The following is a 22,810-nucleotide window of genomic DNA, read 5'->3' on the forward strand; positions in this document are numbered from 1 at the left end:
TCAGGCGATGCCGATGACCTTGTGCGTCTGCAGGCCCAGCCGCCACTGCGGGTGGGCGAGGCAATAGGCGATGGCGGCCTGGATGTTGGCGGCCTGGTCGGGGCCGTCCATCGGTTGCAGGAAGAAATGCGTGAAGGGCAGGGCGGCGAAACGTTCAGGCATGGCCTTGGGCTGGGGATAGACCAATTTCAGTTCATTGCCGGCGGTGAGTACCAGTGGTGCATCGGCCTTGGGTGACACGCAGATCCAGTCGATGCCCGGCGGCGGTACTTGGGTGCCGTTGGTTTCGATGGCGATTTCGAAGCCGTGGGCGTGGAGGGCTTCGACCAATGCTGTGTCAAGTTGCAGCAGCGGCTCGCCGCCGGTGCACACCACCAGGCGATGGTCTGGCGTGTCGCCCCAGCAGGCGGCAACCGTGCTGGCCAGGTCAAGCGCATCGGCAAACTTGCCGCCGCCGGGCCCGTTGGTGCCGACGAAATCCGTGTCGCAGAAGGTGCAGACGGCAGTAGCGCGGTCCTGCTCGCGGCCGGTCCACAGGTTGCAGCCGGCAAAGCGCAGGAACACCGCGCGGCGCCCGGTCTGCGCGCCTTCGCCCTGCAGGGTGAGGAAGAGTTCCTTGACGGCGTAGGTCATAGGGTAGGACGCTGGGCGGGGTCCACCACGCCGGCTTCGGCAAAGCCCTTGGCGCGCAGGCGGCAGCTATCACACGCGCCGCACGGGCGGCCTTCCGGCGTCGGATCGTAACAGGACCAGGTGAGGTGCAGCGGGGCCTGCACCGCGTGCGCCGCCGCGATGATGCCGGCCTTGTCCAGCGCCATCAGCGGGGTGTGCACGCGGAAGCGCTCGCCCTCCACGCCGGCCTTTGTGGCGGTGTTGGCCATGGTTTCGAACGCCGCGATGAATTCCGGGCGGCAATCGGGGTAGCCGCTGAAATCCAGCGCGTTCACGCCGATGAACAGGTCGCGCGCACCGGCGGCTTCCGCCCAGCCCAGCGCCACCGACAGGAAAATCGTGTTGCGCGCCGGCACATAGGTGACCGGAATGCCGGGCATCACGCCATCTTTCGGCACCGCGATATCGGCCGTCAACGCCGAACCGCCGAAGCCGGTCAGGTCCAGCGGCAGCACGATATGGCGTTCGGCACCCAGCGCGGCGGCGACGCGGGCGGCATGGTCAAGCTCGATGCGATGGCGCTGGTTGTAATCGATGGTCAGCGCCAGGATGCGCCAGCCCTGCGTCTTGGCGATGGCCGCCACCGTGGTCGAATCCAGCCCGCCCGACAGCAGGATGACGGCCAGGCGGGAGGATGCATTCATGGCGCTGCCTTACAACCAGGGCGGCGGCCTTGGCAAATTTGCAAAATAGGGGGTTGACCGGTTGTAAATTAATTATTAGCAATTCACTCATGTCTATATCTTGAGACATTGTTAACAGGGGTCTTCCAGACATGGTGTTTCGTTCGATGTGCGCAGCAGCCGCCCTGCTGTGCGCGGTGCCGGCTGCTGCGCTTGATGTGATTGCCAGCTTCACGCCATTCACCAGCACCACCGGCAATTTCGCGCCAGTCACGGCCCGGCTGACCGGTCTTGTTGAGGGCAACAATCTGGGCAGCAACATCGGAATCACGTTGCTGACCTCGCCATTGCCCGGCTCACTGGGTGGCGGATATTCTCCCCGTCGCAGCAACGATGCGACGTTCGGCGACACGCAGGTGGCCCTCACCGTTTCTGGTGGCCAGGTCACTGTTGCCGATTTCTACTGGATGAAGGGCGATTTCTATTTTTCAATCAGCAAGAACAGCCCGTCGATTCCGCAGATCACGGATTTCAACACCTACCAATATGCCGATACGTTCGATGGCAGCACTGCGACAGCGACCCCGACGGTCTTCACAAACGCCGTGCCGGAACCGGCCAGTTGGGCGATGCTGATCGCCGGCTTTGGCCTGGTCGGTGCGTTCCAGCGCCGGCGCATCGCGCTCCTCGCCTGAAACTTGCGCTGCCGGGTGCGCCTGCGCCCGGCAGCGGTTCAGGCTGCAATCGCGAACACGCGGCTGCAGAACTGGCAGTCCACCGAAATCAGGCCTTTGTCGTCGCGCATGTCGATGCGTTCGGCTTCCGGAAAGCGCATCAGCACGTCGCGGATGTGCGCCGCTGAACAGCGGCAGCCCTTCACCGGCCTTGGCCCCGGCACGACACGCACCTGCTCTTCGTGGAACAGCCGCCACAGCAAGGCTTCGGCGGTCAGATCAGGATCGGTCAATTCCTCGGCACTGATGGTGCCGGCCAACGCCGCGACATGCTCCCAATCCGGATGCTGGTCACCGGCATCGAGCCGTTCGCCGCCGATTTCGGCACGGGCCAGATGCTGCACAATGAGCCCGCCGGCCAGCCAGCCGGTTTGCGCGCTGCCGGCCACGCCGATGCGCATCAGCGTCGGCAATTGTTCGGATTGGCCGAACCAGCCTTCCAACGCAGCGGCCAGGCTATGGCCTTCCAGCGGCACGATGCCCTGCCAGCGTTCTTCGGATGCGGCCTGGTCGACGGTGATCGCCAGATAGCCCTTGCCGAACAGTTCGGGCAGGCTCATGCCTTCCGTCACAGGGACTTGTCCATCGAACTTGATGTGGCCGCGCAGCTCGCCTTTGCGCCAGTCACAGGCCAGCAATTCCACCGGGCCGCCCTTGGCCGAGGCCTGCACCGTCACCTGGCCGTCGTGCAGCCGCATCGTGGCACCCACCAGCGCGGTCAGGGTGAGTGCTTCGGCGAGCAGGCGGATCAGCGGTTCGGGGTAGGGATGGGCGGCGAGGATGGCATTGAGCGTCGCATCCAGCCGCACCACTTGGCCGCGCGCGCCGCGCGCCGGCACCATGAAGCCCAGCGTGCGATCGGCGGTGGGGGCGATGCCTTCAACCCGCATCAGATCAGCCCCGCACACCAGAGCAAGATGGCCTTCTGCACATGCAGCCGGTTTTCGGCTTCATCCCACACGGCCGATTGTGGCCCGTCCATCACGCTGTTGGTCACTTCATCGCCGCGGTGCGCCGGCAGGCAATGCAGGAAGATCGCACCGGGATTGGCCCGCGCCATCAGCGCATCATTCACCTGGAAGGGCTGGCACAGCGCCATCTTCTCCTTGGTGTCGGCCTGGCCCATCGACACCCACGTGTCGGTCACCACAACATCGGCGCCATCGACGGCGGCCTTGGCATCGTGCAGCACATCAATGCAGCCGCCGCGCGCGCAGGCCATGGCCATCACGCCGGAATCCGGTTCCAGCCCGTGCGGCACGCCCACTTTCAGATCGAACTTCAGCAGGGATGACGCCTCGATCAGCGAATTGGTCATGTTGTTGCCATCGCCGACATAGGCCCAGGTCGAACCCGTTACCAGCCGGCCACAGCGTTCTTCGAAGGTCATGATGTCGGCCATCACCTGGCAGGGATGGGACAGATCGGTCAGGCCGTTGATCACCGGCACTGTTGCATGTTCGGCCAACGCTTCGAGCTTTTCATGGTTGTTGGTGCGCAGCATCAGCGCATCGACCATGCGGCCGAGCACGCGGGCGGTATCGGCGATGGTTTCACCGCGGCCCAACTGCATTTCGCCGGCGCTGGAAACGATCGTGGTGGCGCCCAACTGGCGCGCTGCCATGTCGAAGGAAAAGCGCGTGCGGGTGCTGGGCTTTTCGAAGATCATGCCCAGCACCTGGCCGGCGAGCGGCGCATCGGCGTCGATGCGGCCCTTGGGCCAGCCTGCGCGCGCCGCCTTGCGGCGATGCGCTTCATCGAGGATGGCACGCAGACCGGCGGGTTTGGCAGTGGCAAGATCAAGAAAATGCGGCATTTTTCAAGTTCCTCCCCTCCCCTTTGGGGGAGGGGTTGGGGGTGGGGAAGGTGGGGCCAGTGGCACGGCCCCACCCCCGGCCCCTCCGTGCAAGGGGAGGGGAGCAGTTAGGCAGCAACCGCCGGCTGATAGCTGCGCGCCGCGGCCGACAACCGGTCCACACATTCGCGAATCTGCTGTTCGCCGATGGTGAGCGGCGGCAGCAGGCGCACGACATTGTCGCCAGCGGCCACAGCCAATATGCCATGGCTGCGGGCGTGGGCCACGAAGGCGCGGCTGTCGCTTTTCAGCTTCAGGCCGAGCATCAGGCCGGCGCCGCGGACGCTGTGGAACAGATCATCATGGTTGGGGATCATCTGTTCCAGCGCCTGCGTGAGGCGCACGCCCATCTCGCGCACCTGGGCCATGAATTCCGGCTCGGCAACGATATCCAGCACCGCCTCGCAGGCCGCCATTGCCAGCGGATTGCCGCCATAGGTGCTGCCATGGGTGCCGATCACCATCCCGGCGGCGGCGCGTTCGGTGGCGAGGCAAGCGCCGACTGGGAACCCGCCGCCAATGCCCTTGGCGATCGCCATGATATCGGGCGTGATGCCATAGAGTTCATGCGCAAACAGCGCGCCTGTGCGAGCGACGCCGCATTGCACTTCATCCAGGATCAGCAGCAGGCCATGCGCATCGGCCAGCGCGCGCAGACCCTTCAGAAATTCCGGGCTGGCCGGGCGAATGCCGCCTTCGCCCTGGATCGGCTCCACCATGAAGGCACCGACGCTATCGTCGATGGCGGCTTCGGCAGCGGCCAGATCGTCGAACGGCACCACCTTGAACCAGTCCGGCAGCGGCTCGAAGCCCTTGCGCAGCTTTTCCTGATCGGTGGCGGAAATGGTCGCCAGCGTGCGGCCATGGAAGGCGTTGGAAAAGGTGATGATGCGATGCTTGTGCGGGTTGCCCGCGGCATAATGATAGGAAAAGGCGGTCTTCACCGCGCATTCGATGGCTTCGGCACCGCTGTTGGTGAAGAACACCGTGTCGGCAAAGGTCAGCTCGACCAGGCGCTGCGCCAGATGCTCCTGCGCCGGCACCTTGTACAGGTTGGAGGTGTGCATCAGCGTGGCGGCCTGCTTCTGGATGGCAGCGACCAGATGCGGATGGCCATGGCCCAGGCAATTGACGGCAATGCCGCTCGCCATGTCGAGCCACTCGCGCCCCTGTGCATCATAGAGATAGCAACCTTCGCCTCGCACCGGCGCAACCTCGCACCGGCCATATACGGGCATCAGCGGGCTGATCGTCATCGTCTCGTTCCCAAGCGGCGCCGGGATGCGGGCGCCAAAAAACGCATGAAGTGCAACGCAAAAAGGCGGCCCCGAGCGAGCACGCCTTGATACTTGCGCTATAGCGATTTGGCCGCCGCGCCTCAACCCCTCCTGCCAAGGCTTGTGTGCGGGCACAAAGCCCGGCAATTTGCAGCCCATGGCCCATGAAGATGTTCTGAACTGGCTGGCGACGCATGCGCCTGATGTGCCGGTGATCGTGCCCGGCGCTTCGACCGCAACAGTGGCCGAGGCGGCCGCAGCCCTGGGAGTCGAACCGGGGCGCATCGCCAAGTCGCTGGCGATGCGGGTGAATGGCGAGGCGCTGCTGCTGGTAACGCGCGGTGATGCCAGGCTGGACAATCAGAAATGCCGGGCGGCGCTGGGCGGCAAGCCGCGCATGCTGGATGCCGAGGAGACGCTGGCGCTGACTGGCCATGCCGTGGGCGGCGTCTGCCCGTTCGGGCTGGCGACGGCGCTGCCGGTGTGGCTGGATGTGTCGTTGCAGGCCTATCCGACCGTGTTTCCGGCCGCCGGTTCGCGCGAATCCTCGGTCGAAATCGCGCCGGATAGGCTGGCGGCGCTGGTGTCGCGCGGCTGGGTGGATGCCTGCAAGCTGCCTGAATCGGTGTAGGGCCGCACCAGCGCCGCCACGTCCACCCGCGCCTTCAGCTTGGCGGCCAGCAGATACATGCCGGCGATCTTGCGCTGAATGAACAACAGGTCCGGCGGCGGCGCCCGGAAATGCTCGCGCGCCGCGATGAGGGTGGCGGATTGCGCCTTCAGATTGGCGGCAAGACCGGTGCCGCCGAAATCGAAGTCGCCGTCATGGCGCAGCGGCGCAAAGCCATCGCGGGCCATGTCGATCAACGTGTTCCGCATTGCAGCCGGCGCATCCGGCGGGATCAGGCCAATGCCCTGCATGGCGGCGAGCAGGCCCTCATCATCACCGGCCATGCCGGTCGCCAGCATGGCGCGATAGGCATCGCTGGTCGCCGGCAGCACCTCGCGCGCCGCGCCGAAATCCAGCAGCACCAGCCGGCCACTGTTGAGATCATAGCGGTAGTTGGCGAAATTCGGATCGGTCTGCATCAGCCGCCAATCGAACAATTCCGCCATCAGCAGCCGCAGCATCAGCGTCATCACCCGATCGCGTTCGGCCTGTGGCAGCGCGGCGGTGCGATCGATGGCCACGCCCTTTACATGGCCCATGGCCAGGATGGTCGGGGTGGACAGGTCGGCGGCCAGCGATGGCACCACCACATCGGGCCAGCCGGCGGCCAGTGCGCCATAGCGGACCAGCATCTCGCCTTCCCGCCCATAATCTGATTCTTCGTGCAACTGGCGCTTGGCCTCAACCAGCAATGGCCCGATGGCAAAGCCGGCCGGCACCAGGCCCGACATCTTTACCAGCGTGGCGACATTGTCCACGTCTGCGTCGATGCTGGCGGCAACACCCGGATATTGCACCTTGATGGCCAGATCGCGACCATCGATGGCGGTGGCGCGGTGGACCTGGCCGATGGAGGCAGCGGCGATCGGGCGATCATCGAAATGCCGGAATTGCGCGCGCCAGTTCGGCCCCCAGCTGGCAACCAGCACCTGTTCCAGCTGCGCCTGCGGCATCGGATCGGCGTCTGATCGCAGCCGCGCCATTATGTCGGTCAATTCCGGCGGCAGGATGTCGCCGCCGTCCATGGAGATCAACTGGCCCAGCTTCATCGCCGCGCCGCGCAACCGCGCCAGTTCATCGGCCAGGCGCTTGGCATTGCCCGGGGTGAGGAGCAGGCTGGGCAGATCGGGGCGCTGGCCTTTCAGCATCTGGCCGGCGCCAGAGCCGATGACATTGCCGACAATGCCGCCGGCCAGCCGCCCGAACCCCGCAAGACGCGACAGGCGGGACGACGGAACGGCGCGCGGTTTGTGGGTGGGGCGGGTTGGCAACATGGCGCGTCAATGCCTTGGCCGGTGCGCCGGCGCCAGTGCGCGCCATTGCCGCTGTTCAGGCTGCCAGTTCGAACGCCTGTTCCAGCGTGTCCAATTCATCCCGCATCATGTTGGCCAGGCGTTGCACGTCGGGCAGGATGTTCGCGCCGGCAATCAGGCCGAATTCCAGCTGATCGCGATAGCTCTGCACCGTGATGTTCAGCGCCATGCCGTGGGTGACGATCGACACGGGATAAAGATGCAGCAGCTCCGCACCGGCGGCATACAGCGCCATGCGCGGCCCGGGCACATTGGAAATGCACACGTTGGTCGCCGGCGGCAGCACATCGGCCAGGCCGGAGCGCGAGTAGAGCAGGGCCAGCACCTGCGCTGCCATCGGCAGGCCGATGGTCGATGCATTGCTCACCAGCGGCACCAGATCCTTGAACGGGCTGACCATCGCCTTCGACTTGCCGCTTTCGGCGATGATCGTTGCCAGCCGCTGCCTGGGGTCTTCGACGTCGGTGGCAAGCTGGCAGATCATGGCAAACACCTGGTTGTTGGCGTTGGCATTGCCGTCCTCACGCAGGGAAATCGGCACGCCGGCCGTCAAGGCGCGCGGCGGCAGGCTGTTGCTCTCCTGCAGATAGCGGCGCAGCATGCCGGCAGAGAGCGCCATGACGGCATCGTTGATGGAGCCGCCCGCCGCCTTGCCCACGGCCTTCACCCGGCTCAATGGCAGGGTCACCGTGGCAAAGGCCCGTTCCGAACTGATCGACTTGTTCAAGGGGGTTTTGGGCGCCGTCATGTTGCGCAGGTCTGAAAGTCGTGACACGTCAAACAATTGCGGCAAATTCTTCGCGGCGGTCCCGGCCATCGCTGGCACGGCTGCGGCAAGTTTCACGCCGATCTCGATCTGGCCGGCGATATGGTCCCTCAAGACCGAGCCCAGATCCGTCCGGCCCGAACGCGGCAGGCTGAAGCTGCCGGCGGCATCAGGCTTGAACGGGGCCTGCCAGAACCGCAGATAGGATTCCATCGCTCCGGTGGCGGTGTCGACAAGGCTGGGCTTCGGCGCTTCGCTCGGCGCGGCGATCGCTTCGCGCACGCGCGGTTCCGGATTGGGCACGGCGTCATAGATGATCTTGGTCAGCGCCATGCCGGCACCGCCATCGATCAGGGCGTGGTGAATCTTGACATACAGGCCAACCTGATCGCCCGGCATGTTTTCAAAGAGATAGAATTCCCATAGCGGCCGGGCGCGGTTCAGCAGCTTGGCGTGCATCCAGCCCACAATCCGGCGCAGTGCGTCCATGTCGCTGGGGGCGGCCAGGCTGCCGCGAAAGATATGCCGGTTGATGTCGAACTGGTCATCCTCGATCCAGCTCGGGTGATCGAAATCGAGCACGGTGCGCGCCAGCTTGCGCTTCAGCATCGGCGTATCGGCCAGTCGATCCTCGATCTGCGTCTTGAAGGCTTCGAAAAAATCGCCCTGATACCCTTTGGGCAACTGGAACATGGACAAGGAGCCGACGTGCATCGGCATTTCCGGCGTTTCCAGATACAGGAAGGCCGCATCCATCGATGACAGTTTGACGGCGTCCGCCATGTCGTGCCCCCCCTTTGTCTGCTGCCCCGTGCCCGTTGGCCGGGCCGATTTCTTCATCCCGCAGAATGCTGACCTGCCTCGCGCAAAGTCAAGCAGCCGGCTCAAGCATAAGCGAACGCAAACGGGCCCTTGCGGGTGAAGGGTGTGAACTGACCATCGGCCTGCGCCAGTCGATCAGCCACGGCCCACAACGCCGCCGGATTGCCGCCAATGCCAAGATGGCTCGCAAGATGGACTTCGATGGCTTCGGCATTGGCTGCGGGCTTGGGTATGCACGTGCGCCAATTCACGACGCCATCCAGCCTGGTGTAGATGGAACTGTTCTGGACCGGCAGGTCCCCGGCCAGCCGCGCCACGTCATTGAGATCGGGCTCACCTTCGCCCGACATGAATTCGTAAAGGCGTTTGGCATTGGTCGCGTTGATGTCGCCGGCAAACGGGCTGCCAAGCGTGATGACGCTGCGCACGGCTTCGGGATGGGTGAGCGCCAGATAGCGCGAGAACACCCCGCCAAGGCTCCAGCCGACCAGCGACACCTTGCGCCCGGTTTCGGCATGGATATCGAGCAGTTGGCGGCTGAGCACATCGCGCATCTTGTAGAAGCGCCCCAGATTGCGGCCATTGCCCCAGGCGCGGGCGTCATAGCCCAGATCGGTCAGATATTTGCGCAGAAACCCGGTGGAACGGTCACTGGCCATGAACCCCGGCAGCACCACGACAGGATGGCCATCGCCGCGCGGCGCCGTCATCATCATCGGCCGCAGGGCCATGCCGGCGGCGAACTCCATCAGCCCCCGGCCTTCGGACATGGTGAGCAACAGGCCGGGTGGCTTCATCCTGCTGCCGCCTGGCTTGGCCGTTGCGTTCATGGTGGCTTCGGTCATGGGGCATGTCTCGCGGCTCAGCGGGAAGAAAGAGAAAGTCTGCACCTCGGAACCGGATCATGCAAGCGGCGGGCGCGAACCGCAAAACGGCACGCCCATGGCCTTGTTTGCGCCAGCGCCAGCGGGGGCCATTGCCGCTGGTTGCCGGCCCTGCGACATGTTAGCCTGCGGCTGTTCAAAACCGGGAGCCGACACGATGAAATATGTTGCCGCCGCACTGATCAGCCTGATCGCCATGCCGGCGCTTGCGCAGCAGCGCCCCGCCGATGATGTGGCGCGCGATGCCGACCGCAAGCCGATGGAGATGGTGGCCTTCGCCCGCATCAAGCCGGGGCAGACCGTTGCCGATTTCCTGCCGGGCGGCGGCTATTTCACGCGGGTGTTTTCGACCGCGGTCGGCCCGAAGGGCAAGGTCATCGGCGTGTTCCCGGCTGTCGTTGCCGCGAATCCGGAACGGACCAAGGCGGTGCGCGAACTTGCCACCACGGGTTGGTCGAACGTCAGCATCGGCGCGTTCCCGATGGATGCCGCCATGGCCGGCACGCTTGATCTGTTCTGGACCGCGCAAAATTATCACGATCTGCACAACAGCATGACGCCGGAACAGGTGATCGATCTGAACAAGGCCGTGTTCGCCGCGCTGAAGAAGGGCGGCACCTATATCGTGATCGATCATGCCGCCGTGGATGGCAGCGGCCTGTCCGCCACCCGGACGCTGCATCGCATCGACCCGGCGGTCATCAAGGCGGAAGTCACCGCCGCCGGCTTCACATTCGATGGCGAAAGCCAGGCGCTGCGCAATCCGGCCGATCCCCGCACCGCCGGCGTGCGCGATGCCTCGATCCGGGGCAAGACCGACCAGATCGTCTATCGTTTCAAGAAGCCGTAAACGCGGCTGGTTCCGTCAGGGGCGGTGCCGCCAGCGGCGGCGCTGCCCCGCCCATGCTGCCATCGTTTGTAGATGGTGATCCCTACGGGACTCGAACCCGTGTTTTCGCCGTGAAAGGGCGACGTCCTAGACCGCTAGACGAAGGGACCATCAGCGGGAGGCCGCCTGTTATTGGTCTGGCAGGGCGGCGTCAACCGCGATTTTCAAAAGACGCATGGAAATAGAGGGCGTTCAGCGGCCATCGGCGTAGGCGGCATCGTCCAATTCCAGCTCCACCGCGTCGCCGCCGGTCCATTCGTCGCGCTTGACGCGGCCGGCGACATGGATGGGCCGGCGACCGGCGCCCTGTAAAGCGGCGCCCAATTCGCTGTCGCCGTGGCGCCAGGCCATCGCCTTGATCCGGCCGCCATCAGGGCCAGTCAATTGCAATCGCAGGTGATTTTCACCGACAATGCGCGCATCCACCACCTGGAACGGCCCGGCGGCCACGCGTGGTGCCGGCCAGCCCTGGCCATAGGGGCCGGCAGTTTCCAACACATCGACCAGCCCGGCATTGAGCCCGCGCGGCGTGACGGCGGCATCGATGGCAAGGTGACGATTGGCGGTAGCGATTTCCACCGCGGCCAACAGGCGTCGATCCAGAAATTCGGCCAGCGCGGCAATGTCGCTGGCCGATACGGTCAACCCCGCAGCCATCGCGTGGCCGCCGCCGGCGATCAGCAGGCCGGCATCCTTGGCGGCCAGCACGGCGGCGCCCAGATCGACTCCGGTGATCGAACGGCCAGAGCCCTTGGCGGTGCCATCCTCCTGAATGGCGATGACGATGGCTGGCCGGCCCAGCCGCTCTTTCAGGCGGGAGGCAACGATGCCGATCACGCCGGGATGCCAGCCCACCCCCGCCACCACGGCGCAGCCCGCTGCAGCATCGCCGGCGCCTGCCATGGCGGCATCAGAGACCTCTTGCTCGATCCCGCGCCGTTCCTGGTTCAACCGATCAAGTTCGGCGGCAATCGCGGCGGCTTCGCCGGCATCATTGGTGGTGAGCAGGCGCACGCCCAGATCAGCCTGGCCTACGCGCCCGCCGGCATTTACACGCGGCCCCAGCGCAAAGCCGAGATCGCGGGCAATCGGCGCGCGCGACAAGCGGGCGGCATCGCACAGTGCCGCCAGACCGATATTGCCGCGCCGTGCCATCACCTTCAGCCCTTGCGTGACGAATGCCCGGTTCAGCCCCTGCAACGCCGCGACATCAGCCACCGTGCCCAACGCCACCAGATCGAGCAGATCGAGCAGATTGGGCGCTTCCCGGCTGGCGAACCAGCCAGAATCGCGCAGCAGGCGATTGAGCGCCACGGCGAGCAGAAAAGCCATGCCAACCGCCGCCAGATGGCCAAATGCGGCGGCCTCAGCGCCTTCATCCAGCCGATTGGGGTTCACCAGGGCCAGCGCCTGCGGCAGCGCTGTGCCGGCCTTGTGGTGATCGACAACAATCACATCCAGGCCAGCGGCCTTCGCGGCGGACAGCGCTTCAAAGCCTTGCGTGCCGCAATCGACCGTCACCACCAGATCGGCGCCGGCCTGCTTCAACGCCACCAGCGCGCCGGCAGACGGGCCATAACCTTCCAGCAGCCGATCCGGGATATAGTGGCCGACCTTGCCGCCCAGGCCCCGCAGATAACGGATCAGCACGGCGGCGGAGGTGGCGCCGTCCACATCATAATCGCCATAGATCACGATGGCTTCATCGCGGCGCAGCGCCAGCGCCAGGCGCTCGGCGGCAACATCCATGTCGGCAAAGATCGACGGATCGGGCAGCCAGTCGCGCAGGGTCGGGGTTTTCAGCCGAGCAAAATCGGCCGGATCGCCGCCTCGCGTGCGGAACAGATGCTGGAGCAGATCATCGGCGCCGCGCCCATCCAGGCCATCGCCGGGCACAAGTCCGCCACGCCAGGCCCAAGGCTGGCCGGAGAGCGAGGTGGCAACGCCGAGGACGGGGCGGGGAGGGGGCAGCATCCCGGCCTTATGCGGGGCGCTGGCAGCGCCGCGCAAGTCAGCTATGGCGATGGCCGCGATGTTCGCCGCTGACCCAGCGGATCGTGCCGGAACTGGCGCGCATCACCACACTTTGGGTGGTGATCACGCCGTCCTTGCGGCGCTTGACGCCTTTCAGCATCGAACCATCGGTGACGCCGGTGGCGGCAAAGATGCAATCGCCCTTGGCCAGATCGGTCAGGCCATAGATGCGATCCAGATCCTCGATGCCCCAGCGCCGGGCGCGGCCACGTTCATCATCGTTGCGGAACAGCAATTTGCCCTGCATCTGCCCACCCACACAGCGCAGCGCGGCGGCGGCGAGCACACCTTCTGGGGCGCCCCCCGATCCCATGTAGATATCGATGCCGGTATCGGGATTGGTGGTGGCGATCACGCCGGCAACATCGCCATCGGGGATCAGCATGATGCCGCAGCCCAGGCCGCGCAGTTCGGCCACCAGCGCCTCGTGGCGCGGACGATCGAGCACGCAAACGATGAGATCGCCGGGCTTCACGCCCTTGGCGGCGGCGACGGCGCGGACATTTTCGGTGGCGCTGCGGCGCAGATCGATGACGCCTTCGGGATAACCGGGGCCCACGGCGATCTTGTCCATATAGACATCGGGTGCGTTGAGCAGGCCGCCTTCTTCGGCAATGGCCAGCACGGCGAGCGCGTTGGGGCCGGCCTTGGCGGTGATGGTGGTGCCTTCCAGCGGATCGAGCGCGATATCGATGCGCGGCCCGGTGCCGATGGCCTTGCCGACCTTTTCCCCGATGAACAGCATTGGCGCTTCGTCGCGTTCGCCTTCGCCGATCACCACTGTGCCATCGAGATCAAGCTGGTTGAGGGCATCGCGCATGGCTTCAACGGCGGCCGCATCGGCGGCTTTTTCATTGCCGCGGCCGATCAGGTGTGAGGCAGCGATGGCGGCATTTTCGGTAACGCGAACCATTTCAAGTACTAACACGCGTTCGAGCATGTTGCTGGCAACCGTCATGTTTGAAATTCCCCGTAACGAATCACTGATCGGCGTTCGCTTTACGCGCGCTATTGGCGCCGCGCAAAGCGTCAAAAGTCCAATATGTGCATCATGACCGGCTGCCCAGTCACCGACGGCGACGCCGCCATATGCGCCAGGCTGGCCAACACATCGGCTTCGCGCGCTTCATGGGTGATCATCACCAGCGTCGCATCGCCCTCGCTGGAGGTGCCACGCTGCACCAGGCTTTCGATGGAAACGCCGCAATCGCGCAGCACCGCCGTGAGTTCGGCGAGCACGCCGGTGCGATCCGCCACACTGAGCCGGAGATAATAGCGGCCCCGCCGGTCGGCAGCCGGGGCACGCGGCATGGCGGCCAACGCGCCCACTGGCATCACGAACGGCGGCCGCACATCACCGCGGGCAATATCAATCAGATCGGCGACAACCGCGCTGGCGGTGGGGCCTTCGCCGGCACCGCGGCCCTGGAAGAACAGCCGGCCGACGAAATCGCCTTCCACCACCACGGCGTTCAGGCTGCCCATGGTGGTGGCCACCGGGTTGTCGATCGGCACCAGCGCCGGGTGGACGCGTTGGAACAATTGCCCATCCTGCACTTCGGCCAGGCCAACCAGCTTGATGCGGAAGCCCAGCGCGGCGGCCTGGGCGATATCGGTGCGGGCGATGGCGCGGATACCGTGCGCCGCCACCCCGGCAAAATCGATGCGCGCGCCAAAAGCCAACGCCGCGAGAATCGACAATTTGTGCGCGGTATCAATGCCATCGATATCGAAGCTGGGATCGGCCTCGGCAAAGCCCAGCGCCTGCGCATCGGCGAGCACGGCGGCGAAATCCAGCCCTTCGGCTTCCATGCGCGACAGGATATAATTGCAGGTGCCGTTCATCAGGCCATAAACGCGGGTGATGCGATTGGCGGCCGCGCCTTCGGCCAGCCCCTTGATCACCGGGATGCCGCCGGCCACGGCCGCTTCATATTTCAGCGGCAGGCCCGCATTTTCAGCGATTTGCGCCAGTTCCATGCCATGATGGGCGAGCATCGCCTTGTTGGCTGTGACCAGCGGCTTGCCGGCAGCGAAGGTGCGGCGGGCGAGCGTGAGCGCCGGTCCATCGCTGCCGCCAATCAGCTCGACCACCACATCCACGTCTGCGCGCGTCGCCAGCTCGGCCGCATCATCTTCCCAGGCGATGCCACCCAGGGAAATCCCGCGATCACGGTTGCGATCCCGTGCCGACGCCGCTGTTACCACAATCGGCCGCCCGGCGCGGCGGGTTATGAGATCAGCGTTCTGATTGAGGACCTTGACCACACCGGCGCCAACATTGCCCAGCCCGGCGATGCCGATTTTCAGCGCGTGCACCATGGTTCAGGCCCCCACCTTCGCCGCCGGCGTGTTGACGCCCATCATCTGCAGATATTTGCGCACATTGCGCGCCGCCTGCCGCAGGCGCTGCTCATTTTCAACGAGCGCGATGCGCACATGGCCCTCGCCATCCTCGCCATAGCCAACGCCCGGTGCGACCGCGACGCCGGCGTGGACCAGCAACTGCTTGGAAAACTCCAGGCTGCCCAGATGCTTGAGCGCCGGTGGCAGCGGCGCCCAGGCAAACATGCTGGCGCGCGGCGGCGGGATATCCCAGCCGGCGCGGCCGAAGCTTTCGACCAGCACGTCGCGGCGGCGGTGATAGAGCAGGCGGTTCTGCTCGACGATATCCTGCGGGCCATTCAGCGCCGCGACGGCCGCCGCCTGGATCGGCGTGAAGGCACCATAATCCAGATAGGATTTCACGCGCGTCAGCGCCGAAATCAAGGTCTTGTTGCCGACAGCAAAACCGATGCGCCAACCGGCCATCGAATAGGTCTTGCTCATCGATGTGAACTCGATCGCCACATCGCGGGCGCCCGGCACTTGCAGGATCGACGGCGTCGGGCAGCCATCGAACCAGATTTCGCTGTAGGCCAGATCGGACAGCACCCAGATCTGGTGCTTCTTGGCAAAGGCGATCACCCGTTCATAAAAGGCCAGATCGGCGACTTCCGCGGTGGGATTGGACGGATATCCCATCACCAGCACGCTGGGGCGGGGCACGGTGAATCGCACGGCGCGCTCCAGCGCTTCGAAATAGGCTTCGTCCGGCGTGGTTGGCACGCTGCGGATGGTGGCACCGGCGATGATGAAGCCAAAGGTATGGATCGGGTACGACGGGTTGGGCGCCAGCACGACATCGCCGGGCGCGGTGATCGCCTGCGCCAGATTGGCGAGGCCTTCCTTCGATCCCAGCGTCACCACCACTTCGCTATCCGGATCAACATCGACCCCGAACCGCCGGGCATAATAAGCCGATTGGGCCTTGCGCAGGCCGGGGATGCCCTTGGAGGCGCTATAGCCATGCGCATCGGGTTTGGCGGCGACTTCGGCCAGCTTGGCGATCACATGCGGCGGCGGCGGCAGATCGGGATTGCCCATGCCCAGATCGATGATGTCTTCACCGCGGGCGCGCGCCGCCGCGCGCATGGCATTCACTTCCGCGATCACATAGGGCGGCAAGCGTTTGATGCGGTAAAACTCGTCCTGCATGGGTTCGTCCGTTGCGCTGAAGGGCTGCGTGTAAGCAACATTGGTTCAAAAGAAAAGCGGCGGGGGAAGCCTGAATGTTCCGCCGCCGCTGCTGTGAAATCCGCTGATGTGTGCGGGCTTCAGGGCGGCGCGGCAGCCGTTGCGCGCGCTGCGGCGGCCGCAATTGCAGCGCCTGCACCTGAAATCGCAACAGTCATGGCCGAAAAGCGGATCATGGGATGCTCTTAACGCAAACAGCCAAGCTTTGCAAAACCGGCCCGGCCAAGGCATGGTTCGGCCAACGGAGACACACAATGCCTGACCCCACAAAAACGCCCGATCTCGCTGACCCGGCTGCCCTGCAGGCCGTGGCCCAGCAGAATTTCCAGAAGGCCACCGATCTGATGGGCCGCGGCCAGCAGATGATGATGGAGTTCTGGAGCAAGGAACATGGCCAGGAGCCACTGATCCCCGATCCGCTCGGCATGATGACCACCTGGACGCGGGCGTGGACGGCAATGCTCGCCGATCCGGTCAAGCTGATGGAGCAACAGCAGCGTTACATGACCGATGCGCTGGCGCTGTGGCAGCGCTTCCTGGTGCCGACTGCTGAACAGCCGGCTGTGAAGGACAAGCGCTTCGCCAGCGCTGCTTGGGCGGAAACCCCAGCCTTTGATTTCCTGCGCCAGTCCTATCTGCTCACCGCCAGCCATGTGATGGAGGCCGCGCAAGGCATCGATGGCCTCGACGCCCAGGAAAAGACCAAGGCACAGTTCGTCATCAAGCAGTTCGTCGATGCGATGAGCCCGTCGAACTTCGCGCTCACCAACCCGGATGTGCTGAAGGCGACGGTGGACACCGGCGGCACCAACCTGCTGAAGGGTCTCGAACATCTGCTTGATGATTTGCGCGCCGGGCGGATGCGCATGACCGACGAGAATGCCTTTGAAGTCGGCCGCAATGTCGCGATCACGCCGGGGAAGGTGGTGTATCAGAACCGGCTGTTCCAGCTGATCCAGTACGCACCGGTCACGAAAACCGTGTTCGAAACGCCGCTGCTGATCTTCCCGCCGTGGATCAACAGATTCTACATCCTTGACCTGACGTCCGAAAAAAGCTTCATCCGCTGGTGTGTCGAACAGGGCATCACCGTGTTCATGGTCAGTTGGAAGAATGCCGACGAGACCTTGGCCGACGCCACGCTCGACACCTATGTCGATGAAGGCATGTTCACGGCGATGCGGATCGTGCGCGAAATCTGCGCTGCGCCGGCCGTGCACACCATCGGTTATTGCGTTGCTGGCACCACGCTGGCGGCGGCGCTGGCGGTGCTGGCGGCGAAGGGCGAGGCCGATCAGGTTGCCAGCGCAACGTTCTTTACCGCGCAGGTGGATTTTGCCGATGCCGGTGAGCTGAAGATCTTCATCGATGATGCCGCGGTCGACACAATGGCGCGCATCAAGGCCGACAAGCCGGTGATGGACGGCCGCCATCTCGCCAGCACCTTCAACCTGCTGCGATCGAATGACTTGATCTGGAATTATGTGGTGAACAACTACATGCTGGGGAAGGATTATTTCCCGTTCGATCTGCTCTATTGGAACAGTGACATTACCAATGTGCCGGCGAAATGGCACACCGACTATATCCAGCAAATGTATCGCGAAAATCTGCTGGCGACGCCCGGCGGCATCAGCGTGGCCGGCGTGCCGATCGATCTTTCGCTGGTAAAGACCCCTGCCTATATCCAGGGCGGCAAGGAAGACCATATCGCGCCGGCGCGCAGTTGCTTCAAGCTGACCAAGGCGTTCAGCGGCGAGACGCGCTTCGTGCTGGCCGGCAGCGGCCATATCGCAGGCGTGGTCAACCCGCCGTCATCGGGCAAATATCAATATTGGACGAACGAGGCCGGCGCCGACTCGCTCGACGCGTTCGTGGCGGGTGCCAAGGAGACCAAGGGCAGCTGGTGGCCGGACTGGCTGGCCTGGCTGACGCCGCGGTCTGGCAGCCAAGTGAAGGCAAGGGTGCCGGGGAAGGGGGCCTATGCGGCGATTGAGGATGCGCCGGGGGCTTATGTGAAGGAGCGGATTTGAGGGGGGAAGTGAGTCTTCAGTTTGGAGGACCTCAATGCTCGCACGCCAAATTCGCTGTTTACGTCTCGGCCAAGGCTGAAACGGCCGCCGTTTCGAGTGCCACAGCCTGGCGGTGGAACGGCTGATCGAGGGTAACAAGCGCGAGGCCGTGATGGCGGGCAACGGCGAGATGCAAGGTGACGCGTGTGTCCCCGCGCGTGCACCCCCCTGGGGCAGGCTGCGCGGCTGCGCCGGGTCGCCTTCTCTCGCGGGGGGAGATGGGTTGGTCTGATGCACCTTCCCTTTTACTTCACCGCCACATCCCGCACGGATCGGTTGTAAAACTCCTCCTTCGCCACCACGCGGCCTGATGCATCCCGTTGGAACGTCACTTCGTGCATTTCACTGCCATCCTTGGCGATGCGGCGGAAGCGGTCCGGGGCGATGGGTTTCAGGTATGAGAGATGTTCGGCAAGATTGGGGTCGGGCAGGTCGACGGTGACGAGGCCGCCGTTCCAGGGGAGGATGATCGTCTCGTTGTTCCAGGTGTTGTTGGTGTAGCGGCCGGCATAGTCTTCGAGGGGGATGGCGACCGGGGGTGTGCCCCCAGAGCCTTTGTTCCACGCATGGGCGCGGCGGGCGTCGAGCAGTTTGTGGACTTGCTGCGTATCGCCCCAGGTTTCGTGGCTGTCGGTGGTCATCACCGCCACCGCCGTCTCGCTGTCGGGCCGCATCAGCATGGCGGTGTGATAACCGGGGCAGCTGCCGTCGTGCCCGACATAATGGCCTTCATCGGCGTCTTCGTTGAAGAAGCCCAGGCCCCAGCTGCCGCCGTTCACCTTGTCGATGAAGTGGACGCGCTGCATTTCGCGCAAGGTGCTGGGTTTGAGGACGCCCGGCTTGGCGGGGGCGGTTTCCTGTGCCAGCAGGCCGATCTGCCACAGGCCGAAGCGCACCAGATCTTCCGCGGTGCTGGTGAAGCCAGCGGCCGGCGTGATGGCCCTGGCGTCGAAACGCGGGAGGATGGTGCGGTTGCCAGCGCGGTCCACCGGGCTCCAGCCCACGGCCATGCGGGTGCCGATCAGATCATAGGGGTGATCGGGCCGCGTGTCGTTCAGGCCGAGCGGGATGATGATGCCGCGCGTGACCAGGCTGGCGTAATCCTTGCCGGAAACCGCTGCTGCCGCTTCGCCGGCCAGCGTGAGGCCGACATTGCTGTATTGGTAGGTGCGGCCGACCGGATAGAGCGGCTGATGCTGCGCAATTTCGGCCTGCAGATGTTCGCGGGTGGGGAAGATATAGTTTGGCCCGGTCCAGTTGCCGACATCGCTGTCGCGCTGGACACCGGCCGAATGGGTAAGCAGGGCGCGCAGGGTTATGGGCACGGAATCGCGGCCATCGGGCTTGGGGGCGGCCCAGGGCAGATAGGTGGTGATGGGTTCATCAAGCCGCAGCGTGCCGGCCTCCCACTGCTGCATCACGGCAACGGCGGTGAACAGTTTCGAGATCGAGCAGATGGAATAGATGGTGTCGCCCCGGGCCGGCCGCTTCTTCCCGGCATCGACGGTGCCATAGCCTTTTGACCAGAGCAGCCGATCCTTCTGCCCGATCGCCACAGAATAGGCCGGCCAGCCGCCATAGACCTGCGCCGCATCGGCCCAGGCATCGATCAGGCGGATGGCTTCCGTGGTGGCCACGTCGGTTGGCGAGGTCACAGGCTGTGCGCTCACGGTGGTCGCCAACAGGGCGATTGTGCCGGCAATGAAGTGATATGTGGCCACGCGATGCCTTCCATGGGCTGGCATCGGGACTGCGCCAGCCGTGTTTGAATATCGCAGTTGCCCGGTGCGGCAAAGCCTGTGGTTGGCAGGCCTCGCCTTGGCCATGGCGGCGCATGGGGGGAACCGCTGGCGCTTCACTTCGTTGATGCCTGTGTAACATAGGAGAACGCACATGCGTGCAGTGATGGTGATGATGGCGGGTGCCCTGGTGGTTTCGGGCTGTGCCGATGGCTTCAATGACAGCCGGCCGCAACGCAATTGGCGCGGTTATGATTATAACCGGCCTGATCCGGGCTATGGTGGCTATGATGCCGGGCGTTATTATCGCGACAATCCGCGCCAGCAGGAGCGGCGCTTGTCGCGCAACGACCGCGTGTATCGCGGGCAGGATGGGCGCTATTATTGCCGGCGCAATGATGGCTCGACCGGGCTGATCATCGGTGCCGTGGGCGGCAGCGTGCTGGGCAATGTGATTGCGCCAGGTGGCTCGGAAGTGCTCGGCACGATCCTGGGCGCGATCGGCGGCGGCTTGGCCGGGCGGGCGGTGGAGCGCGGCGGCAATCGGAATGATGTGCGCTGCCGGTGAGCGGCGCATAACTCGAGGCTGAGGACCCCTCTCCCGGGCCGGCTTCGCCGTCTCTCGACCTCTCCCCAAGGGGAGAGGTGAAGGGAGGGGGAGAGTGGGTTTACTCCGCCGCTTCCAGCATTGGCTTCAGGGCGTGGGCTTTGCTGAAGACGATCTCATCCGTCACTGGGCCTTCCAGCAATTCGCGGCGATCATATTTGTAATCGGCGGTCACCACCCACGGCGCGCGGTTGCCGGATCGGGGGAGGGCGTCGGCGCCGCGCTGGACGTAGCCGGATTGCAGATCCATCGCCAGGCGTTCGGGCACCACATCGGGCGCCGGGGTTGGCGTGGCGATGTCCACGCCGGTGGCGCGCATGTGATTGAGCAGCCGCGACACATATTCGGCGATCAGGTCTGACCGCAGGGTCCAGCTGGCGTTGATATAGCCGAAGCTGATGGCGAGATTGGGGATGCCGGAGAACATCATCCCCTTGTAGGCCAACGCATCGGCGGTGCGGCGAAGCTGGCCATCGACGGTGACGGCCATGCCGCCCAGCGCCTGCAAGCTCAGGCCGGTGGCGGAAACGATGATGTCGGCCTCCAGATATTTGCCCGAAACCAGGCGGATGCCGCCGGCCTCGAACCGTTCGATTTGAGCGGTAACGATGCTGGCGGTGCCGGCGCTCAGGGCTTGGAAAAGATCAGCGTCGGGCACCAGGCACAGCCGCTGGTCCCAGGGGTTGTAGCCGGGGGTGAAATGGGTTTCGAGGTCATAATCCGCCGGCAACAGCTTCGCGAGCCGGCCGAGCAGCGCGGTGCGCACCTTGCCCGGGTTGGCGCGCGTCTGCTTGTAGAACCACTGGCCCATGGTGACATTCTTCCAGCGGGTCAGGTTGTAGGCGGTTTGCGCGGGCAGCACGGCGCGCAGCAGATTGGCGATCTTGTCGGCCGAGGGCCGCGAAACCATCCAGGTCGGCGTGCGTTGCAACATCGTCACATGAAGGGCGCGCTTGGCCATTTCGGGCACCAGCGTGACCGCGGTGGCGCCGGAGCCGATCACCACGATGCGCTTGCCCGAATAATCCAGCGTTTCCGGCCAGAATTGCGGGTGGATGATCTGCCCGGCAAAGTCCGCCTCGCCCGGCCAGTTCGGGCGATAGCCTTGGGCATAATTGTAATAGCCGGAGCACATGTAGAGGAAGCGCGTGGTGAGCGTGACCGGGCCGTTGGCCGTGGTGGCGGTGACCGTCCAGCGCGCGGTGGCGCTGTCCCACGCAGCATTGGTGACCTTGTGGCCAAAGCGGATGTGCGGCGTGATGCCATGTTCGGCCGCGGTTTCGCGGATGTAGCTGCGGATGGAGGGGCCGTCGGCGATGGCCTTGGCGGCCGTCCACGGCTTGAAGCGATAGCCGAGTGTGTGCATGTCGCTGTCGGACCGCACGCCGGGGTAGCGGAACAGATCCCAGGTGCCACCGATGGCGTCGCGGCCTTCGATGATTGCCCAGTGCTCGTTCGGGCAGTTCTGCTTCAGATGCACGGCCGCGCCGATGCCGGACAGGCCGGCTCCAACGATCAGGACGTCAAGATCGGGTAGGCTCATGGGTCAGTCTCCGCTTTACGTTCACGTAAAGCGGGACTGGCTCAGCAGCAATGGGGCAAAGTGGCAGTTATTTGTGGCCAAAATTATTTGCGGATGGGGCCGAAGGTGGTCGGCAACTGGCGCGGGCGATCGCGGCGGGCGACCTGTGCCTGATAGGCGATCAGGCAATGTTCGTTGCAATAGGGGAAGCCCGGCTGGGTGCCCTTGCCGCAGAAGTGGAAATCCGCCTCCCCGGGATGGCCGATCGGCCATTTGCAGACCTTCTCGTTCAGATCGAGCAAGGTGGTGCGCGCCTGCTTGCCGGATTTGGCCTTGGCCGTGGCACGCGGCGCCGGTTGCGCGGCGACTGGGACAGTGCTGGCTGCGGGCGTCGGTGCAGCGGCGGGAGCCGGCGCAGCCGCCGGTGCGGGCGCCGGACGGGCCGGCGCCGCGACCGATGGAGCCGCGGCAGCGGGGGCGCCCACTGCAACGCTGGCAGGCTCAGGCGTGCCGTCGGTGGCCTTCACCGGCGACGGACGGCTTTCGAGGCCGAGGCGATGCGCCTTGCCGATCACGGCGTTGCGGGTGACGCCTTCGCCCAGCAATTCGGCAATCTGGGTTGCGGTCATGCCGCTTTCCCAGCCATGCTTCAGTTTGGCGATGCGTTCGTCGGTCCAGGCCATGGGCAATATCGATCCAAAGGGCGGGCGGCACCCACTTGGCAGCCGCCGCGTTCATCCGTAGGTGAGATAGCC

General features: G+C 64.9%; 18 protein-coding genes, 1 tRNA gene and 2 pseudogenes. 5 read left to right on the forward strand and 16 right to left on the reverse strand.

The features are described 5' to 3' along the window. A complete protein-coding gene (gene queE, locus AC6UUM_RS09095; RefSeq protein ID WP_500801965.1) occupies positions 1-633 on the reverse strand; it encodes a 7-carboxy-7-deazaguanine synthase in 633 nt (210 codons plus the stop codon). After that, positions 630-1,316, reverse strand: coding sequence for a 7-cyano-7-deazaguanine synthase QueC (gene queC / locus AC6UUM_RS09100; protein WP_500801966.1), 687 nt, complete (start codon positions 1,314-1,316; stop codon positions 630-632). Before queC ends, queE begins: the two co-directional genes overlap by 4 nt. Positions 1,317-1,882: 566 nt before the next feature. Here queC and AC6UUM_RS09105 point away from each other — a divergent pair. After that, positions 1,883-1,990, forward strand: a pseudogene (locus AC6UUM_RS09105) (PEPxxWA-CTERM sorting domain-containing protein); the annotation flags it as partial. Between the two features lie 38 nt (positions 1,991-2,028). Here AC6UUM_RS09105 and hslO read toward each other — a convergent pair. The 3 genes from hslO to AC6UUM_RS09120 all read right to left on the reverse strand — a co-directional run bounded on the left by hslO (position 2,029) and on the right by AC6UUM_RS09120 (position 5,140). Continuing rightward, complete coding sequence (gene hslO, locus AC6UUM_RS09110) at positions 2,029-2,919, reverse strand: Hsp33 family molecular chaperone HslO (protein WP_500801967.1); 891 nt, start codon at positions 2,917-2,919, stop codon at positions 2,029-2,031. Then, positions 2,919-3,845 (reverse strand): ornithine carbamoyltransferase, encoded by a 927-nt coding sequence (gene argF / locus AC6UUM_RS09115; RefSeq protein WP_500801968.1) that lies wholly within the window; start codon positions 3,843-3,845, stop codon positions 2,919-2,921. The genes hslO and argF overlap by 1 nt, the downstream gene beginning before the upstream one ends. Before the next feature lie 107 nt (positions 3,846-3,952). Continuing rightward, positions 3,953-5,140: an aspartate aminotransferase family protein gene (locus AC6UUM_RS09120; RefSeq protein ID WP_500801969.1), complete on the reverse strand. Its 1,188-nt coding sequence runs from the start codon at positions 5,138-5,140 to the stop codon at positions 3,953-3,955. Positions 5,141-5,318: 178 nt separating this feature from the next. Between AC6UUM_RS09120 and AC6UUM_RS09125 the strand changes: the two genes are divergently transcribed. Beyond that, complete coding sequence (locus AC6UUM_RS09125) at positions 5,319-5,792, forward strand: YbaK/EbsC family protein (protein ID WP_500801970.1); 474 nt, start codon at positions 5,319-5,321, stop codon at positions 5,790-5,792. 311 nt (positions 5,793-6,103) lie between these two features. Here AC6UUM_RS09125 and AC6UUM_RS09130 read toward each other — a convergent pair. The 3 genes and pseudogenes from AC6UUM_RS09130 to AC6UUM_RS09140 all read right to left on the reverse strand — a co-directional run. Then, a pseudogene (locus AC6UUM_RS09130) lies at positions 6,104-7,105 on the reverse strand (ABC1 kinase family protein); the annotation flags it as partial. A 55-nt stretch (positions 7,106-7,160) separates the two neighbouring features. Then, positions 7,161-8,693: a WS/DGAT/MGAT family O-acyltransferase gene (locus AC6UUM_RS09135; RefSeq protein ID WP_500801971.1), complete on the reverse strand. Its 1,533-nt coding sequence runs from the start codon at positions 8,691-8,693 to the stop codon at positions 7,161-7,163. Between the two features lie 101 nt (positions 8,694-8,794). Further along, positions 8,795-9,577, reverse strand: coding sequence for an esterase/lipase family protein (locus AC6UUM_RS09140; RefSeq protein WP_500801972.1), 783 nt, complete (start codon positions 9,575-9,577; stop codon positions 8,795-8,797). Between the two features lie 196 nt (positions 9,578-9,773). Between AC6UUM_RS09140 and AC6UUM_RS09145 the strand changes: the two genes are divergently transcribed. After that, the gene (locus AC6UUM_RS09145) at positions 9,774-10,466 is read left to right on the forward strand and encodes a class I SAM-dependent methyltransferase (RefSeq protein ID WP_500801973.1); all 693 of its coding nucleotides are present in this window, start codon (positions 9,774-9,776) and stop codon (positions 10,464-10,466) included. Positions 10,467-10,539: 73 nt separating this feature from the next. Here the strand turns inward: AC6UUM_RS09145 and AC6UUM_RS09150 are convergent. The 5 genes from AC6UUM_RS09150 to AC6UUM_RS09170 all read right to left on the reverse strand — a co-directional run bounded on the left by AC6UUM_RS09150 (position 10,540) and on the right by AC6UUM_RS09170 (position 16,076). Further along, positions 10,540-10,615: transfer RNA gene (locus AC6UUM_RS09150), tRNA-Glu, on the reverse strand. A gap of 82 nt (positions 10,616-10,697) precedes the next feature. After that, complete coding sequence (gene recJ / locus AC6UUM_RS09155) at positions 10,698-12,479, reverse strand: single-stranded-DNA-specific exonuclease RecJ (protein ID WP_500801974.1); 1,782 nt, start codon at positions 12,477-12,479, stop codon at positions 10,698-10,700. A 37-nt stretch (positions 12,480-12,516) separates the two neighbouring features. Next, positions 12,517-13,497, reverse strand: coding sequence for a class II fructose-bisphosphatase (glpX, locus tag AC6UUM_RS09160; RefSeq protein ID WP_500801975.1), 981 nt, complete (start codon positions 13,495-13,497; stop codon positions 12,517-12,519). Positions 13,498-13,568: 71 nt separating this feature from the next. Next, the gene (locus AC6UUM_RS09165) at positions 13,569-14,861 is read right to left on the reverse strand and encodes a homoserine dehydrogenase (RefSeq protein ID WP_500801976.1); all 1,293 of its coding nucleotides are present in this window, start codon (positions 14,859-14,861) and stop codon (positions 13,569-13,571) included. Between the two features lie 3 nt (positions 14,862-14,864). Beyond that, positions 14,865-16,076 carry an LL-diaminopimelate aminotransferase gene (locus AC6UUM_RS09170; RefSeq protein WP_500801977.1) on the reverse strand — a complete coding sequence of 404 codons (1,212 nt, stop codon included), beginning with the start codon at positions 16,074-16,076 and terminating at the stop codon, positions 14,865-14,867. 293 nt (positions 16,077-16,369) lie between these two features. Here AC6UUM_RS09170 and AC6UUM_RS09175 point away from each other — a divergent pair, with 293 nt between their 5' ends. Continuing rightward, complete coding sequence (locus AC6UUM_RS09175) at positions 16,370-18,148, forward strand: PHA/PHB synthase family protein (RefSeq protein ID WP_500801978.1); 1,779 nt, start codon at positions 16,370-16,372, stop codon at positions 18,146-18,148. A gap of 284 nt (positions 18,149-18,432) precedes the next feature. On the opposite strand, the gene AC6UUM_RS09180 is transcribed toward AC6UUM_RS09175, so the two are convergent. Further along, positions 18,433-19,857: a serine hydrolase gene (locus AC6UUM_RS09180; RefSeq protein WP_500801979.1), complete on the reverse strand. Its 1,425-nt coding sequence runs from the start codon at positions 19,855-19,857 to the stop codon at positions 18,433-18,435. A 223-nt stretch (positions 19,858-20,080) separates the two neighbouring features. Here AC6UUM_RS09180 and AC6UUM_RS09185 point away from each other — a divergent pair, with 223 nt between their 5' ends. After that, positions 20,081-20,494: a hypothetical protein gene (locus AC6UUM_RS09185; RefSeq protein WP_500801980.1), complete on the forward strand. Its 414-nt coding sequence runs from the start codon at positions 20,081-20,083 to the stop codon at positions 20,492-20,494. 100 nt (positions 20,495-20,594) lie between these two features. Here AC6UUM_RS09185 and AC6UUM_RS09190 read toward each other — a convergent pair whose 3' ends face one another. Both AC6UUM_RS09190 and AC6UUM_RS09195 read right to left on the reverse strand, forming a co-directional pair. Then, a complete protein-coding gene (locus tag AC6UUM_RS09190) occupies positions 20,595-22,076 on the reverse strand; it encodes a flavin-containing monooxygenase (protein ID WP_500801981.1) in 1,482 nt (493 codons plus the stop codon). Positions 22,077-22,159: 83 nt separating this feature from the next. Further along, positions 22,160-22,738 (reverse strand): GcrA family cell cycle regulator, encoded by a 579-nt coding sequence (locus AC6UUM_RS09195; protein WP_500801982.1) that lies wholly within the window; start codon positions 22,736-22,738, stop codon positions 22,160-22,162. Positions 22,739-22,810 lie beyond the last annotated feature (72 nt).

The organism is Sandarakinorhabdus sp., assembly GCF_987265915.1.

What these genes read in the sequence shown, in the direction of transcription:
- AC6UUM_RS09175 (WP_500801978.1), top strand. Translation starts at nt 16,370, where the DNA reads ATGCCTGACCCCACAAAAACGCCCGATCTCGCTGACCCGGCTGCCCTG.
- AC6UUM_RS09165 (WP_500801976.1), bottom strand. Translation starts at nt 14,861, where the DNA reads ATGGTGCACGCGCTGAAAATCGGCATCGCCGGGCTGGGCAATGTTGGC.
- recJ (WP_500801974.1), bottom strand. Translation starts at nt 12,479, where the DNA reads ATGCTGCCCCCTCCCCGCCCCGTCCTCGGCGTTGCCACCTCGCTCTCC.
- AC6UUM_RS09190 (WP_500801981.1), bottom strand. Translation starts at nt 22,076, where the DNA reads ATGAGCCTACCCGATCTTGACGTCCTGATCGTTGGAGCCGGCCTGTCC.
- AC6UUM_RS09120 (WP_500801969.1), bottom strand. Translation starts at nt 5,140, where the DNA reads ATGACGATCAGCCCGCTGATGCCCGTATATGGCCGGTGCGAGGTTGCG.
- argF (WP_500801968.1), bottom strand. Translation starts at nt 3,845, where the DNA reads ATGCCGCATTTTCTTGATCTTGCCACTGCCAAACCCGCCGGTCTGCGT.
- queE (WP_500801965.1), bottom strand. Translation starts at nt 633, where the DNA reads ATGACCTACGCCGTCAAGGAACTCTTCCTCACCCTGCAGGGCGAAGGC.
- AC6UUM_RS09125 (WP_500801970.1), top strand. Translation starts at nt 5,319, where the DNA reads ATGGCCCATGAAGATGTTCTGAACTGGCTGGCGACGCATGCGCCTGAT.
- hslO (WP_500801967.1), bottom strand. Translation starts at nt 2,919, where the DNA reads ATGCGGGTTGAAGGCATCGCCCCCACCGCCGATCGCACGCTGGGCTTC.
- glpX (WP_500801975.1), bottom strand. Translation starts at nt 13,497, where the DNA reads ATGACGGTTGCCAGCAACATGCTCGAACGCGTGTTAGTACTTGAAATG.
- AC6UUM_RS09140 (WP_500801972.1), bottom strand. Translation starts at nt 9,577, where the DNA reads ATGACCGAAGCCACCATGAACGCAACGGCCAAGCCAGGCGGCAGCAGG.
- AC6UUM_RS09170 (WP_500801977.1), bottom strand. Translation starts at nt 16,076, where the DNA reads ATGCAGGACGAGTTTTACCGCATCAAACGCTTGCCGCCCTATGTGATC.
- queC (WP_500801966.1), bottom strand. Translation starts at nt 1,316, where the DNA reads ATGAATGCATCCTCCCGCCTGGCCGTCATCCTGCTGTCGGGCGGGCTG.
- AC6UUM_RS09195 (WP_500801982.1), bottom strand. Translation starts at nt 22,738, where the DNA reads ATGGCCTGGACCGACGAACGCATCGCCAAACTGAAGCATGGCTGGGAA.
- AC6UUM_RS09135 (WP_500801971.1), bottom strand. Translation starts at nt 8,693, where the DNA reads ATGGCGGACGCCGTCAAACTGTCATCGATGGATGCGGCCTTCCTGTAT.
- AC6UUM_RS09185 (WP_500801980.1), top strand. Translation starts at nt 20,081, where the DNA reads ATGCGTGCAGTGATGGTGATGATGGCGGGTGCCCTGGTGGTTTCGGGC.
- AC6UUM_RS09145 (WP_500801973.1), top strand. Translation starts at nt 9,774, where the DNA reads ATGAAATATGTTGCCGCCGCACTGATCAGCCTGATCGCCATGCCGGCG.